The organism is Brevundimonas sp. 1080, assembly GCF_040545985.1.
Lineage (GTDB): Bacteria > Pseudomonadota > Alphaproteobacteria > Caulobacterales > Caulobacteraceae > Brevundimonas.
In genome coordinates this window covers 763,684-778,376 of record NZ_JBEPMW010000002.1, presented here as the reverse complement: position 1 = coordinate 778,376, position 14,693 = coordinate 763,684, and the positions used below count along the sequence as shown (strand labels likewise).

Sequence of the window (14,693 nt, the reverse complement as noted above, 5' to 3'; positions counted from 1 at the left end):
ATGACGGCGGCGCTGGCCCTGGCCTTGCTGACCTTTCAGGCCCCGGCCGACCGGCCGTGCACGCCGCAAGAGGTCGCGGCGCTGACGACGCCGTCGACGCAGCCCTATCGCCTGACATGCCAAGCCGACCTGTCGGGCGTCGATATCCGCCGCCGCGTAATGATCGAGGGCGCGGAAGGCTCAGGGGCCTCACTGGATTGCGGAGGCGGATCCATCCGCGCGCCGGGCCCGGCGACGACCGCCGCCCCGACCCTCGCCGTCTGGTCTCGCCGCGAGGGCGATCGGTGGTCGCGGCCGGTCGATGTGACGATCCGAAACTGCACCGTCGTCGGCAATGTGCGGATCTGGGGCATGGGGGCGGGCGGGTCGATGCGCGACCTGCTGGCCTCGTCACGCACCGCCGGACACACGCAAGCGGCCCAGTCCGCTGCGCCGATCCGCGTCACCCTGGACCGGGTCCGGTTCGAGGGCGTGGGGACCATTCCCCTGTATGTCGGACCCGGGGTGACGCGCACCACGGTGACGCGATCCCGCTTTACGGGGCGCTCGACCGCCACCGCCATCTATCTGGACGCCGAGAGCGCAGGCGCGCTGATCCAGGACAACGATTTCGATATCCGCACCGGACGCGAGCAGATCGCGGTGGACGGGGCGGGCGCCAACCGCATCGTCGGCAACCGGCTGGCGTTGCACGGCAAGGGCGGGGTGTTTCTGTACCGCAACTGCGGCGAGGACGGCGTCATCCGCCACCAGACGCCGTCCTATAATCAGATTACGGACAATCTGTTCACCGGCGCGGGCTGGCTGAGGCCGCGCGCGGTGGTGATCGGGTCGCGCGAGGGCGGACGACGCTACTGCGGCGACGACCGGGGCTGGCCGTTCGGGTCCAGCGCGGACGACGGCGACGGGGCCACGGGCAATCTGACGGCGCGGAACATCGTGCGACGCTGATCGAGGCCTTGCGCACACCGGCGGTTCGGGGATGATTGCGGGACAGAGCGATCGGGGGATTGGATATGCGTTGGGTGTTGTTTCTGGCCTCCCTGGCGGCGGCCATCGGTTTGGCGGTGCTGACCGCCCAGACGCCCAAACCCCTGCCCGCCTCGACGCCTGCGGTCCAGTTCTCGGCCGCGCGCGCCATGATGGACGTGAACCGGATTGCCCGAGCGCCGCATCCGGTCGGCTCGGCCGAGCATCGGCAGGTTCAGACCTATCTGGTCCAAAGGCTTACGGCGCTGGGGCTTCAGCCCAGCCTGCAGACCGGCGCCCTGTCGCCCGCCGCCGTCGCGCGGCTCGAGCGGGAGGGTGGAAATGCGGGCGGCGTCCAGGCGGTCAATATCATCGGCGTCCTGCCGGGACGGAATCCGGCCCTGCCTGCCGTCGCCCTGATGGCGCATTACGACACCTCGCCGACCTCGCCGGGCGCTGCCGACGACACGTCCGGGGTGGCCGCCATTCTGGAGGCCGTGCGCGCGATCAAGGCGCGGGGCGGGGCCGAACGCACGCTGGTGGTCCTGTTCACCGACGCCGAGGAGCTGAATCTGGACGGGGCGCGGGCCTTCTTCAGCGAACATCCGCTGCGCGACGACATCGGCGCGGTGATCAATCTGGAGGCGCGGGGCGGCGGCGGGCGCGCCATGATGTTCGAGACCGGGCCCGGCAACGCCCAGACCATCGCCCGCTATGCCCAGGCGACGCAGCGGGCGACGGGCGGGCCGTCCAGCAACGCCCTGGCCATCTTCGTCTATCGGCTGATGCCCAACGGCACGGACTTCACCGTAGCGGCGGATCGGAGGCTGGCGGGGATCAACCTGGCCTTCATCGGCCGCCCGGCGCAGTACCATTCGCCGTCCTCGACGCCACAGGCGCTGGATCAGGGCAGCGTGCAGCATATCGGCTCCCAGACGCTGGAAATGGCCGATGACCTGCTGCGGGCGCCGGCCCTGCCGCAGGTGACGCAGAACGCCGTCTATGCCGACGTCTTCGGCCTGTTCGTCGTGCAGCATTCGCCGGCGATTGGCTGGCTGCTGCTGGCCGTGGCGGTTCTGGCGACGGCCTTCGCCGCCTGGGGCGCGCGCCATGCGACGGGCTTGAGAGCCATGTCGGTCGTGCGCGGCGCAGCGGATGGCCTGTGGCTGCTGGCCAGCGCGGTGGTGGTGGGACAGGCGGTGCGCGTCCTGGCCGGGCCGATCGGCCGTCGCGTGGATTCCGCCGACCTCTATTACACCTTACTGCGTCGCCTGCCGGTTCTCGAAATCGCCGTGGCCCTGGCCATGCTGGCCCTGGTTCTGATGCTGACCGCAGGGCGACGCCTGCTGGGCCGATGGGGCGCAGCTGGAGTGATACTGGCCGCATTCGCACTTGCAGCGGTGCTGGGCGGTTTCAGCCTGCCGGTCCTGGGGGCGACGGTGATCGCCCTGGCGCTCAGCCTGGTGCGGCCGAGGCCGCAGGACGCAGACGCCGTCTGGGGCGGCTGGCTGGGGCTGATCGTCCTGGTTCTGATCCTGGGCGGCGGGGTGCAGGCGGCGGCGCCGGAAGCCGCCTTCCTGCTGCTGTGGCCCGCTCTGATCGCCGCCCTGGCGGCCGCGTCGACGGCGGTGATCGGCGCGCGCTTCGGGTCGTGGGTGTCCTTCGCGCCCGCCGGCGTCGCCACAGCGCTGGTCGGCGGGTGGTTGCTGGTTCAGGGGCACGGCGTCTTCCTGGGGGTCGGCATGGACATGCCTGGCGCGGTGGGGCCGATCGCCCTGATGATCGCGATGCTGGTCCGCCCGCTGGCGCCGCGCTCGGGGCGGGCCTTGCCGATCTTCGCCGCCGCCAGCCTGGCGCTGGCCGTCGCGGTCGCCGTGGGGGCCAGGTTGGTCGCTTGATCCGGATGCGTTTCGCAGTCGTCCGAGCGATGAAACCGGGCTAAGCATACCGCTGCTGTTTCTCGGGGCCTCGGCGCATTTGCACCATCTTCACGTCAATCCGTTCACCGTCCTGTCGCTGGCGATAGCGATCCTGGGCGCGTGGACGGCTCTGGATCTGTTCAACCGCACCCGCGATCAGATCGGCGCGACGCGGTTGCGTTGGCTGGGCGTCGCCGCCCTGGCCTTGGGCGTCAGCATCTGGTCGATGCATTTCATCGCCATGCTGGGGTTCGAGGCCGAAGGCCCCGTCTTCTATGATCCCGGCCTGACGCTGGTCTCCTTCCTGCTGGCGACGGCCGGCACGTCCGCGGCCTTCCTGACGGCGGGGACAGCGCAGGCCAGCCCCTTGCGACTGGCGCCGGCGGCCCTGCTGATGGGCGGGTCCGTCGCCGCCATGCACTACGTCGGGATGGCGGCGATGCGGATGAACGCCGTCCTGAGCTATCAGCCCGTGCTGGTCGCCCTGTCGGTGCTGGTTGCGGTCGCCGCCGCCTACGCCGCCCTGATTGCGGCCCGCCAGGAGCGGAGCCTGGCCTGGCGCGCGGTCGCCGCCGTCATCCTGGGTCTGGCCATCGTCTCCATGCACCATGTCGGCATGGCGGCCCTGATCCTGACCCCGATCGCTGACGCAGGGCCGGTGGAGGGCGGGGCGTCGCCGGTGGTCCTGGCGGTCGCGGTGACGACCGGGGCGGTGACACTGCTGTTCCTCGCGCTGGGCGCCTCGATCGTGGATCAACGCGCCAATGTTCTGGCGGCCGTGGACGCCGGCGGCGTCGGCTTCTGGGAAGCGACCCTGCCGATGAAGACGACGATGATGTCGCACCGCGCGCGCGAAATCCTGTCCATTGATCCGTCCTGCCGCCTTGGCGCAACCGAGGTCGGCGATCGTCTGTCGCCCGAGGATTTGCCGTTGCATCGCCAGGCGCTGCAGCGCGCCTTGGCGGGAGAGGGCGAATATGATCAGGAATGGCGTCTGCCGGCCTCGGGTCGCTGGATCCATCTGCGCGGGCGCCTGATCCGCAGTCGTTCGGGCCGGCCGATTAAGATGTCGGGCGTCATCACCGACATCACCGATCGCCGCGAAGCCTTCGCCGCCCTGGCCGACAGCGAACGCTTGCAGCGACTGCTGATCAACGAACTGAATCACCGGGTGAAGAACACCCTGGCCACGGTGCAGTCCATCGCCCATCAGACGGCGCGGCGCACGCCGGACGTCGCCACCTTCACCGCCCTGTTCGAGGCGCGGCTGGTGGCCCTGTCCAATACGCAGAACCTGCTGACGGCCGCGAACTGGGAGCGTGTCGATCTGCGCGCCATGCTGGCTCAGGAACTGGCCCCCTATGCCGAGGAACAGGTTCGCCTGACCGGTCCGGCCGTCGATCTGAACGCGCAACAGACGTTGGGGATGGGGATGGTCTTTCACGAGCTGGCGGTGAACGCCGCCAAATACGGCGCCCTGTCGAACGCCTCGGGCTGTGTGCGGATCGACTGGTCCGTGGCGGAAGGCCATCTGCTGCTGGATTGGGTGGAAAGTGGTGGGCCTGCGGTGTCGCCGCCTCAGCGCAAGGGTTTCGGTTCGGTGCTGATCGATTCGACCATCAACCGCTCGCTGCACGGCTCGGCGGTCATGACTTACGACCCCGAAGGCGCCAGCTTCAGCCTGCGCCTTCCGCTTTAGCTGGCGTCAAAAACGGTCGTAGGTTTTGGATGTTCTCGTTTTGATCGATGAGAACATCTTGTGAACCAGAACAAACCATGCACATAGTCGACCTCACGAAACGGGGGCGGGTCCAGGCGGGTCTCTCCCAAGCTGAATGACGGGAATCATGGCAAGGGAGACGAAGGCAATGGCTTCACAGGCGGCACTCAAATTGGTGGGCAAGGACGACGGCGACAAGCAACGCGCCCTGGAGGCGGCGATCGCGCAGATCGATCGCGCCTTCGGCAAGGGTTCGGTGATGAAACTGGGCAAGGCGGGCGTGGTCGCCGAGATCGACAGCGTCTCGACCGGCTCGCTGGGCCTGGACATGGCGCTGGGCATCGGCGGCCTGCCGGTCGGGCGGGTGATCGAGGTGTTCGGCCCGGAATCCTCGGGCAAGACGACCTTGGCTCTGCACACCGTCGCGGAAGTGCAGAAGAAGGGCGGGGTCGCCGCCTTCGTCGACGCCGAACATGCGCTGGACCCGGTCTATGCCCAGAAGCTGGGCGTCAATCTGGATGATCTTCTGGTGTCGCAGCCGGACACTGGCGAGCAGGCGCTGGAGATCGTGGATACGCTGGTTCGGTCGGGCGCCGTCGATATTGTGGTCGTCGACTCCGTCGCGGCCCTGACGCCGCGCGCCGAGATCGAGGGCGAGATGGGCGACAGCCTGCCGGGCCTTCAGGCACGCTTGATGAGCCAGGCGCTGCGCAAGTTGACGGCCTCGATCTCCAAATCGAAATGCATTGTGCTGTTCATCAACCAGATCCGTCACAAGATCGGCGTCATGTACGGCTCGCCCGAGACGACGACGGGCGGCAATGCGCTGAAGTTCTACGCCTCGGTGCGTCTGGATATCCGCCGCACCGGCGCGATCAAGAACCGTGACGAGGTGGTCGGCAACACCACCCGGGTCAAGGTGGTCAAGAACAAGGTCGCCCCGCCGTTCCGCGAGGTCATCTTCGACATTATGTACGGCGAGGGCATCTCCAAGCTGGGCGAAGTCATCGACCTGGGCGTTAAGGCCGGCATCATCGAAAAGTCGGGCAGCTGGTTCAGCTATGACTCCACCCGGATCGGTCAGGGCCGCGAGAATGTGCGCGAGTTCCTGAAACAGAACCCCGACATCGCGGCCTCGATCGAAAAGGCCGTGCGCGCCTCGACCAACAAGATCGCCGACGAACTGCTGGGCACGCCCGAGCCGGACGAAGGCCAGGATCTGGAAGGCTAACACCAACATCCGTGACTGGGCGGACTTTCAGAGTTTGTCCCGGGCTCGGTCCGGTCTTTTCACCGCTACTCCGTCGCCCCTAGCGACCCGCCACCGACCCCGCGAAGGGCGGCGGAGCGACCCGCTCGACCTCGTGTCGAGCGGGTCTTTCTTTTGATAGCGGAGCATCTTCCCCTTTCGTCATTCCGGGTGTGCGCTGCGCGCCCGGAATGAAGAAAGAAAAAGTGGTGCCAAACGAAAACGGGCGACCCCAAGGCCGCCCGTTCCGTCTTCTGTGGATGTCCGCAACCGATCAGGCGGCGGCCTTCTCCGGGGCGAACTTGCCGTAGAAGGTCTCGTTCTTCGCCGCCATGTCGCGCAGCAACTGCGGGACCTTGAAGCGGTCGCCGTAGGTCGCGGCCAGACGGTCGGCGGTCTCGACGAACTTGGCCAGACCGATGCCGTCGATCATGCTTATGGGGCCGCCGGTCCAGGGCGCGAAGCCCCAGCCCAGGATGGCGCCCAGATCGGCTTCGCGCGGGTCGTCGATGACGCCCTCTTCCCAGCAGCGGGCCACTTCGACGGCCTGACGATACAGCAGGCGCGTCTTCAGCTCGTCGATCTGAGCGAAGGCGGTCGGCTCTTCCGGCTGGTCGATGCCCTTGGTTGTCGGAGCCAGTTCGCCCAGACCCTTCCAGATCGTCTTGGGCTTGCTGTCATAATCGTAAAAGCCCTTGCCGTTCTTGCGACCGAAGCGACCGCCCTCGACCATCTTGGCGACGATGTCGGCGCCTTCCGATGGGACGTATTTGTCGCCGAGATCCAGCGCCGTCTGTTTGGCGATCTTGTAGGACAGGTCCAGGGCGACGTCGTCGTGCATCTCCAGCGGGCCGCGCGGCATGCCGGTCATGCGGCCGACATTGTCGATTAGGGCCGGGCCGTAACCCTCTTCCAGCATCGCCATGCCCTCCATCAGGAAGGTGGAGAAGCAGCGCGAGGTGTAGAAGCCGCGGCTGTCGTTGACGACGATCGGGGTCTTCTTGATCTTCAGCACATAGTCCAGCGCCTTGGCGATGGCGGCCTGACCCGTCTTTTCGCCCAGGATGATTTCGACCAGCATCATCTTGTCGACGGGCGAGAAGAAGTGGATGCCGATGAAGTCCTCGGGCCGCACCGAGGCCTCGGCCAGACCGGTGATCGGCAGGGTCGAGGTGTTGGAGCCGAAGACGGCGCCCTCGGCCAGTTGCGCCTCGGCGCGCTTGGTCACGTCAGCCTTGATCTCCCGGTTCTCGAACACGGCCTCGACGACCAGGTCCGAGCCCTTGATCAGCTCATAGTCGGTCGTCGCCGTGACCGAACCCAGCAGGGCGTCATACTTCTCCTGCGTCAGCTGACCGCGTGACAGGCGCTTCTTCAGCAGCTCCTCGACGTGGGCCTTGCCCTTGTCGGCGGCTTCCTGCGTCTGGTCGATCAGGATGGTTTCGATGCCGGCCAGCGCCTGCACATAGGCGATGCCCGCGCCCATCATGCCGGCGCCGATGACCGTGACCTTCTTCGGATCGGACTTGGGCACGCCGGCCGGGCGCACGGCGCCCTTGTCCAGTTCCTGCTTGGACAGGAACAGCGAACGGATCATGGCCTGGGCCTGCGGCGTCATCAGGGTCTTGATGAAGTAGCGGGTCTCGATACGCAGGGCCGCGTCCATCGGCACCTGGGCGCCTTCGTAAACGGCCTTCATCAGGTTCACCACGGCCGGATAGTTGCCGTAGGACTGCTTGCGCAGCATGGCGTTGCCGACCATGAAGTTCTGAATGCCGGCCGGGTGATAGGGGCCGCCGCCGGGCAGTTTGAACGACTTCTCGTCCCAAGGCTGGACGGCCTTGCCGCCGTTCTTGATCCAGGCCTTGGCGGCCTCGACCGACTGGCCCTTTTCGACAACTTCATGGACGATGCCGGCGCCCTTGGCGTCGTTCGGGCGGAAGGACTTGCCCTCGCTCATCGCCATCATGGCGTTCTGGACGCCGACCAGGCGGGTCAGGCGCTGGGTGCCGCCGCCGCCGGGGAACAGGCCGACCTTGATTTCGGGCAGGCCCAGCTGGATCTTGTTGTCATTCTCGACCACGCGGTAGTGGGCCGCCAGGGTGAACTCCAGCCCGCCGCCCAAGGCCAGGCCATTGATCGCAGCTGCGATCGGCTTGTCCGAGGTTTCCAGCGCACGGAAGGCGCCGTTCAGCTTCCAGCCGGCGTCGAACGCCTTCTGGAGGTCGCCGCCGCCCGACAGCACGCCGCCGGCCATGTCGCCCAGGTCCGCGCCGGCGCAGAAGCCCGAGGCCTTGCCCGAGGTGATGACGGCGCCCTTGATGGCGTCGTCGGTCTTGATGCGTTCGACCAGCTCGGGGATTTCCTTCATCACCGAGGAGGTCAGGGTGTTCATCGAACGGCCCGGAACATCAAAGGTGATCAGGGCGATGCCGTCGGCGTCGACGTCGATCTTGAAGTTTTCCATATCCATTTGCTCCTGGATCAGACGCGTTCGATGACGGTGGCGGTGCCCATGCCGCCGCCGATGCACAGGGTGACCAGAGCGGTCGACTTGTTCGAGCGCTCCAGCTCGTCCAGCGCGATGCCGGTGATCATGGCGCCGGTGGCGCCGAGCGGGTGGCCCATCGAGATGCCGCCGCCGTTCACATTCATCTTGGCGTGGTCGATGTCCAGCGCCTGCATGTAGCGCAGGACGACGGCGGCGAAGGCCTCGTTCAGTTCCCACAGGTCAATGTCGTCGGGCGTCATGCCCAGCTTGTTCAGCAGCTTGCGGGTCACATATTCCGGGCCGGTCAGCATGATCGACGGCTCCGAGCCGATCGAGGCGCCGCCCAGGATCTTGGCGCGCGGCTTCAGGCCCAGGGCCTGGCCGGCTTCCAGCGAACCGATCAGAACGCCGGCCGAACCATCGACGATGCCGGACGAGTTGCCGGGCGTGTGGACGTGATTGACGCGTTCGACCTCGGGGTAGCGCTGGTTGATCACGCCGTCGAAGGCCATTTCGCCCATCATGGCGAAGGAGGGGTTCAGGCCGCCGAGCGCCTGCATGTCCGTGTTCGGACGGATCGTCTCGTCATGATCCAGGATGGTCAGGCCCAGCTGGTCCTTGACGCCGATCACCGAGTTCTTGAACCGGCCCTCGGCCCAGGCCTTGGCGGCGCGCTTGTGGCTCTCGACCGAATAGGCGTCCACGTCGTCGCGGCTGAAGCCGTATTTGGTGGCGATCATGTCCGCCGAGACGCCCTGCGGCACGAAATAGGTCGGGAAGGCCGAGGAAGGGTCGGTCGGCCAGGCGCCCATGTCCGAACCCATGGGCACGCGGCTCATGACTTCGACGCCGCCGCCGACTGCGAAGTCGGCCTCGCCGGACTTCACTTTGGCCGTCGCCATGTTCACGGCTTCCAGGCCCGAGGCGCAGAAGCGGTTGATCTGGACGCCCGCCGTATATTGCGACCAACCGGCCGAGAGCACGGCCGTACGCGCGATGTCGGCGCCGAGTTCGCCCACGGGCGTGACGCAGCCCAGGATGACGTCGTCGACCTTGGAGGTGTCCAGGTCGTTGCGATCACGCAGGGCTTCCAGCACCTGGGTCGCCAGGCTGAGGCCGGTGATCTCGTGCAGCGAGCCGTCCTTCTTGCCCTTGCCGCGCGGCGTGCGGACGGCGTCGTAGATATAGGCGTCAGCCATGGAAGTGCGTCTCCATCTTTGGGCCCATCCTCAACGTGCGGCAGGTCGCGGCACGACGGACAAGGCGGTTCCAAGCGTGGACGCCAAGAACCCTACGTTTACGTCAACGTCAAGTAATAAGCCGCGTGATCGCGGCCGCTTGAGGCGGATGCCTCGCCAAATTGACGGTATGAGAGCGTGGAAACGCCGGCCGAGCGCCCGCTGTCAGCGCGGCGGAATACGCGTGGCGCCGCCGGTGATCTTGCAGGCGTATTCGGTCTGCGGACGGCCGGTCTGAACGCCAGTCGGCGTCAGAATGCCTTGGTCACGCGTGCAGGCGGCTTCCAAGGCGTTCAGCTCCTGCTGATAGCTATTGGTCGCGCCCATCGTGCCGCAGCCCGAAAGCAGCGGCAGGACAATGGCGGCGGAAAGGATGAGGATACGCATGGTTCGGTGCTCCCTTTGGAGCGTCAACCGCTCCACATAGCCCCCCGGCCCTCGAAGACTACTGCGTCGCCGACAGCCTGACCAGCTTGCCATTCTGCTCGTCGGTGATGGCCCAGACCGACCCGTCGGCGCCGACCGCCACGTCGCGGATGCGTTCGCCTAGGTCTGTCAGCAGGCGCTCTTCGCCCACCACCCGATCATTCTGGATGACCAGACGCGCAATGTGTTTTTCCTTCAGGCCCGCGACCAGCAGGTTGCCGTCCCAGCCGGGGAACATGGCACCCTGATAGAAGGTCGCGCCGCCGGGTGCGATGACCGGATCCCAGTAATAGACGGGCTGTTCGGTGCCAGGGGTCTGGGTGGCGCCGCTGTTGATCGCGCCGCCCGCATATTCGACGCCGTAGGCCGCATCCGGCCAGCCATAGTTGGCGCCGGCCTTGTCCAGATTGACCTCGTCGCCGCCGCGCGTGCCGTGTTCGATGGTCCAGATGGCCCCCGTTCCCGGCTGAACGGCGACGCCCTGGACGTTGCGGTGTCCTAGGCTCCAGATTTCCGGCAGAGCGCCGGCGCGGCCGACGAAGGGGTTGTCCTGCGGGACCGTGCCGTCGTCGTTGATGCGAATGGTCTTGCCCATGTGCGAGCCCAGATCCTGCGCCTGGGGCCGCATCGGCTTGTCCGATCGTTCGCCCAGGGTGATGAACAGCTTGCCATCCGACGCGAAGGCCAGGGACGACCCGAAATGCTTGTCGCCGTCATAGACGGGCAGGGCGCGGAAGATGACCTGTACATTTTCGACACGCGAACCGTCGTCCGACAGACGCCCGCGCGCGACCGAGGTGGCGTTGCCGCCCTCGCGGGGTTCGGCATAGCTCCAATAGATCATGCGATCCTGCGCAAAGCTCGGCCCGACAATCACATCCAGCAGGCCGCCCTGACCGCGCGCGTCGACGGCGGGCAAGCCCGCGACCGGTTCGCCGACCTGGCCTTGAGCGGTGATGATGCGCAGACGACCCGGCTTTTCCGTCACCAGCCAGCGGCCGTCGGGCAGGGCCGCCAGACCCCAGGGGTGGACAAGCCCCGAGGCGACCACCGTGTGGGTCATGGCCTGTTCGGTCTTGACGCCCGGCGCGCGGGTCTGGCCGGCGAAGGCCGGTTGCTGATCCGGATTGTTCGCCGGACGGGTTTCCAGCGGGGCCCCAGCCTGAGGCGCGGCGCCGGCGCTCTCGCTATTTGCGCCACAGGCGGCGGCGAGAACGAGCAGGGATGTCGAGGCGGCGGCGACAATCAGGCGCATGAAGGGCGAGCTCCGGCTGGGCTGTAGGCAGTCGTTACGAAACGGCGAGGCCAGCGTTACCGTTCCTGCCGCAAGCCGTCTTGCGCTCTATCGCCGCAGGTTCTGGTCCGAGACGACTTGAACCGCGCGCCCGACGGAGATATAGGCACGCCTCTTTCGCGCTGGCCCCGGCCTCGCGCAGGGCCCGGGACTGGGTAGCTCAGATGGTTAGAGCGGTGGATTCATAACCCACAGGTCGGCGGTTCGATCCCGCCTCCAGTCACCATTTCCACTATGCTGAGCAAAGTCGTCAGTTCAAAGCGGTCCAGGCGGAATGCCGACGATCGAGCGGTCGTATTGCACGGCGTCTCGGCTCTGAATTTCGCGAAGTTCCTTGCGCTTGGCCTCGACCAGAGCAGCATATTGCTCAGGCGTATAGCAGATGGTCTGCTCAAGCCTGCGACCTGTCAGGGCTCGCCGCTCGCAGACGCGGCGCGCCCGGGGAGGGGGCGCTGCTTGGTCCTCAGCGGCAACCTGAGGTGACGGCGCTGTCGTCGCTGGAGGGGTTTGAGCTAATGCTTGCAATGCTAGCGTGGATGCAAAGGCCAATGATGTTGCGAACATGCGTGTCTCCTTGATGATCTACGGTCTCATGTCTCGTCCCAACTAGCAAATACAACGCGCGCAGCGATCGATCGTGAGTTGCGCGTAACGACTGCCGTTGCTTTGGCTGGCTGCAACCTGCGCCGTTGTGCTGCGTTTTTCGGTCGAGCTTTCAACCTTGACCGGAGTTTCGTCGTGACGATCCGAACCAAAGCCCTGATGACGGCCGTGGCCGCAATGACGCTGGGCGCGGCCGCCTGCACCCAGGCCGAGCAGGAAAAGACCGAGGCGCATGCCGAGGCTGCCGCCGACAAGACGGCCGATGTGGCGTCTCAGGCCGGCGAAGTGATCGAGGGCGGCGCGATGAAGGCGGCGCAGGCGGTCGAGAGCGGCGCCGGCAAGGTCGCCGACAAGCTGGAGAACGAACAGGCTGAGGCTGCGGCCGAGGGCAAGCCCGGCGCGATCAATCCCGCGACCGATCAGCGCGTGCCGGCCAATAACAACTAAGGTCAATCAGGCGGGAGGCGGCGCGCCGCCTTCCGCCAGGATCGCATCGATCAGGGCGCGGGCCTCCGGGCTGGACCAGTCCGCCTCGCCTTTCATCACGGCGCGAATGCGGCCCTGACGATCGAGGATGATGGTCTGCGGCATGGCGCCCTTGCCGGGAAACTCGAACGGCAGCTGGAATTTGGCGTCGCTGTAGAAGGGCAGGGGGGCGTGGTCGGCCAGGAAACGTTTCGCCTCGGCTGCGGCTTCGGGTGTGGCGTCCACGTTGATCGGCAAGACGACCAGATCCTCGTTGGTCTCATAAGCCTTCGCCAGCGCCTGGAGCGTGGGCATCTCCGCCTTGCAGGGCGCGCACCACATCGCCCAGAGATTCACGACCACGACCTTGCCCTGGAAGGCCGAAAAGCGAACGGCCGTGCCGGTGCGGTCGCGGAAGGCGTATTCGGGCGCCGGCGGCGTCTCGGCCGGGGTCGAAAGCGCGGCCAGGGATCCGACCGCGAAGCGCGCCAGGTCGCTTTTTGGCGCCGCAGCGGCGGTTGTCGTCTGTTCGACTTGCGCCTTCTGGCGATGATTGGCGTATAGCGACATCGCCATGCCGCCGGCGCCGGCGATGGTGCTGACGACGACGACCGCGCCGACGACCGCCCAGATCGCCTTTCTTGAGCCGCTCATGACCGAAACACCTTCTTCCGACGCCAATCCATCCGGCGGTTCGACTGCGCCGGTGAAGCCCGCGGGTCAAGACATGTGGGGCGGACGCTTTTCGTCGCGCCCCGCCGAGATCATGCAGGCGATCAACGTCTCCATCGGCGTGGACCAGCGCCTGTGGCGTCAGGACCTGTCCGGATCGCGGGCCCACTGCCGCATGCTGGCCAAGCAGGGCATCATCGCGCAGGCCGATGCGGACGCGATCCTGGGCGGGCTGGACGTCATCCAGTCCGAGATCGAGGCCGGGACCTTCCCCTTCCGCGATCAGTTCGAGGACATCCACATGAATGTGGAGGCGCGCCTCAATGAACTGATCGGCGAGCCGTCCGGCCGGCTGCACACGGCGCGCAGTCGCAACGATCAGGTCGCGGTCGATTTCCGCCTGTGGGTCCGCGACGCCTGCGATCGCTCGGTCGCGCAATTGAAGGCCTTGCAGGCCGCCCTGCTGACGCGCGCCGAACAGCATGCCGGCGACCTGATGCCCGGCTTCACCCATTTGCAGACCGCCCAGCCCGTGACCCTGGGTCACCATCTGATGGCCTATGTCGAGATGTTTGGCCGCGATGCCGGGCGCTTCAGCGATGCGCGCGCCCGCATGAACGAAAGCCCGCTGGGGGCGGCGGCCCTGGCCGGTTCGCCCTTCCCCATCGATCGTCAGGCGACGGCGTCGGATCTGGGTTTCGACCGGCCGATGGCGAACTCGCTGGATGCCGTGTCGGACCGCGACTTCGCGCTGGAAAGCCTGGCCGCCGCCTCGATTACGGCAGGGCATCTGTCGCGCTTGGCTGAGGAGATCGTGGTGTGGATGACGCCGATGTTTGGTTTCGCCAGCCTGCCCGACGACCTGACCACCGGCTCGTCGATCATGCCGCAGAAGCGCAACCCGGACGCCGCCGAACTGGTGCGGGCCAAGACCGGCCGGATCATGGGCTCGCTGGTGGCCCTGTCCACGGTGATGAAGGGCCTGCCGCTGGCCTATTCTAAGGATATGCAGGAGGACAAGCCACCGGTGTTCGAGGCGTTCGACGCCCTGGATCTGGCCCTGGTCGCGATGACGGCGATGGTGTCGGCCCTGCAACCCAACACCGAACGAATGGCCCAGGCGGCGGGCGCGGGCTTTTCGACTGCGACGGACCTGGCCGATTGGCTGGTGCGCGAACTGAACCTGCCGTTCAGGAAGGCGCACCATGTGACGGGGGCGGCGGTCAAACAGGCAGAGACGCTGGGCGTGGATCTGTCGCAACTGCCGCTGGAAGAAATGCAGAAACTGGAGCCGGGGATCACCGAAGCGGTTTACAAGGTGCTGACCGCCGAGGCTTCGTGCCAAAGCCGCCAAAGCTATGGGGGAACCGCGCCGGAACAGGTCCGTGCGCGCATCGCCGACTGGAGAGCCCGCTTGTGAAAAAATCTCTGATCCTCGCGGGCGCGCTCGCCCTCCTGACCTCCGCCTGCGGCCGGATGGCCGATCTGGAATCGCCGGTGCGCGAGACCGAGCGTGCGCCGCGCAGCAGTCGCGCGCCGGGGCTGCCCGAGCCGGCGACCATGAACCGTCCGTCCAGCAGCGTGCCGATCGACGGTGGCCCGTCCAACCCGATCGGCGCCGGCGCCGCCCAGAACGACCCGCGGTAA

At 66.8% G+C, this 14,693-nt stretch carries 12 protein-coding genes and 1 tRNA gene; 8 read left to right on the top strand and 5 right to left on the bottom strand.

The genetic code is table 11. The features are described from left to right. From ABIC32_RS09200 to recA, 4 genes are all read left to right on the top strand, one after another. Entirely contained in the window at positions 1-951 is a 951-nt protein-coding gene (locus ABIC32_RS09200) for a right-handed parallel beta-helix repeat-containing protein (protein ID WP_354073956.1), read from the top strand. A gap of 65 nt (positions 952-1,016) precedes the next feature. Beyond that, positions 1,017-2,867: a M20/M25/M40 family metallo-hydrolase gene (locus ABIC32_RS09195; RefSeq protein WP_354073955.1), complete on the top strand. Its 1,851-nt coding sequence runs from the start codon at positions 1,017-1,019 to the stop codon at positions 2,865-2,867. Positions 2,868-2,946: 79 nt separating this feature from the next. After that, positions 2,947-4,587 (top strand): MHYT domain-containing protein, encoded by a 1,641-nt coding sequence (locus ABIC32_RS09190; RefSeq protein WP_307512976.1) that lies wholly within the window; start codon positions 2,947-2,949, stop codon positions 4,585-4,587. A 169-nt stretch (positions 4,588-4,756) separates the two neighbouring features. After that, positions 4,757-5,839 (top strand): recombinase RecA, encoded by a 1,083-nt coding sequence (gene recA / locus ABIC32_RS09185; RefSeq protein ID WP_055807377.1) that lies wholly within the window; start codon positions 4,757-4,759, stop codon positions 5,837-5,839. Between the two features lie 292 nt (positions 5,840-6,131). Here the strand turns inward: recA and ABIC32_RS09180 are convergent, their stop codons facing one another. The 4 genes from ABIC32_RS09180 to ABIC32_RS09165 form a co-directional block, all read right to left on the bottom strand. After that, positions 6,132-8,324, bottom strand: a complete 2,193-nt coding sequence (locus tag ABIC32_RS09180; RefSeq protein WP_354074122.1) for a 3-hydroxyacyl-CoA dehydrogenase NAD-binding domain-containing protein — start codon at positions 8,322-8,324, stop codon at positions 6,132-6,134. A gap of 17 nt (positions 8,325-8,341) precedes the next feature. After that, complete coding sequence (locus ABIC32_RS09175) at positions 8,342-9,547, bottom strand: acetyl-CoA C-acetyltransferase (protein WP_039243871.1); 1,206 nt, start codon at positions 9,545-9,547, stop codon at positions 8,342-8,344. A gap of 204 nt (positions 9,548-9,751) precedes the next feature. Next, a complete protein-coding gene (locus ABIC32_RS09170) occupies positions 9,752-9,973 on the bottom strand; it encodes a hypothetical protein (RefSeq protein ID WP_055807382.1) in 222 nt (73 codons plus the stop codon). Positions 9,974-10,031: 58 nt separating this feature from the next. Next, positions 10,032-11,267, bottom strand: a complete 1,236-nt coding sequence (locus ABIC32_RS09165; RefSeq protein ID WP_354073954.1) for a PQQ-dependent sugar dehydrogenase — start codon at positions 11,265-11,267, stop codon at positions 10,032-10,034. Between the two features lie 188 nt (positions 11,268-11,455). Here ABIC32_RS09165 and ABIC32_RS09160 point away from each other — a divergent pair. Further along, positions 11,456-11,532, top strand: a tRNA-Met gene (locus ABIC32_RS09160). A gap of 512 nt (positions 11,533-12,044) precedes the next feature. Then, positions 12,045-12,356, top strand: a complete 312-nt coding sequence (locus ABIC32_RS09155) for a hypothetical protein (protein WP_354073953.1) — start codon at positions 12,045-12,047, stop codon at positions 12,354-12,356. Between the two features lie 6 nt (positions 12,357-12,362). Here the strand turns inward: ABIC32_RS09155 and ABIC32_RS09150 are convergent, their stop codons facing one another. Beyond that, the gene (locus ABIC32_RS09150) at positions 12,363-13,028 is read right to left on the bottom strand and encodes a TlpA family protein disulfide reductase (RefSeq protein ID WP_354073952.1); all 666 of its coding nucleotides are present in this window, start codon (positions 13,026-13,028) and stop codon (positions 12,363-12,365) included. Between ABIC32_RS09150 and argH the strand changes: the two genes are divergently transcribed. Further along, on the top strand, positions 13,027-14,466 hold the full coding sequence (argH, locus tag ABIC32_RS09145; RefSeq protein WP_502909324.1) for an argininosuccinate lyase: 1,440 nt from the start codon (positions 13,027-13,029) through the stop codon (positions 14,464-14,466). The two genes, ABIC32_RS09150 and argH, sit on opposite strands and share 2 nt — an antisense overlap. Beyond that, complete coding sequence (locus ABIC32_RS09140) at positions 14,463-14,693, top strand: hypothetical protein (protein ID WP_055807399.1); 231 nt, start codon at positions 14,463-14,465, stop codon at positions 14,691-14,693. The genes argH and ABIC32_RS09140 overlap by 4 nt, the downstream gene beginning before the upstream one ends.

Coding starts and splice junctions, on each gene's coding strand:
- ABIC32_RS09200 (WP_354073956.1), top strand. CDS start 1: ATGACGGCGGCGCTGGCCCTGGCCTTGCTGACCTTTCAGGCCCCGGCC.
- ABIC32_RS09195 (WP_354073955.1), top strand. CDS start 1,017: ATGCGTTGGGTGTTGTTTCTGGCCTCCCTGGCGGCGGCCATCGGTTTG.
- recA (WP_055807377.1), top strand. CDS start 4,757: ATGGCTTCACAGGCGGCACTCAAATTGGTGGGCAAGGACGACGGCGAC.
- ABIC32_RS09180 (WP_354074122.1), bottom strand. CDS start 8,324: ATGGAAAACTTCAAGATCGACGTCGACGCCGACGGCATCGCCCTGATC.
- ABIC32_RS09175 (WP_039243871.1), bottom strand. CDS start 9,547: ATGGCTGACGCCTATATCTACGACGCCGTCCGCACGCCGCGCGGCAAG.
- ABIC32_RS09170 (WP_055807382.1), bottom strand. CDS start 9,973: ATGCGTATCCTCATCCTTTCCGCCGCCATTGTCCTGCCGCTGCTTTCG.
- ABIC32_RS09165 (WP_354073954.1), bottom strand. CDS start 11,267: ATGCGCCTGATTGTCGCCGCCGCCTCGACATCCCTGCTCGTTCTCGCC.
- argH (WP_502909324.1), top strand. CDS start 13,027: ATGACCGAAACACCTTCTTCCGACGCCAATCCATCCGGCGGTTCGACT.
- ABIC32_RS09150 (WP_354073952.1), bottom strand. CDS start 13,028: ATGAGCGGCTCAAGAAAGGCGATCTGGGCGGTCGTCGGCGCGGTCGTC.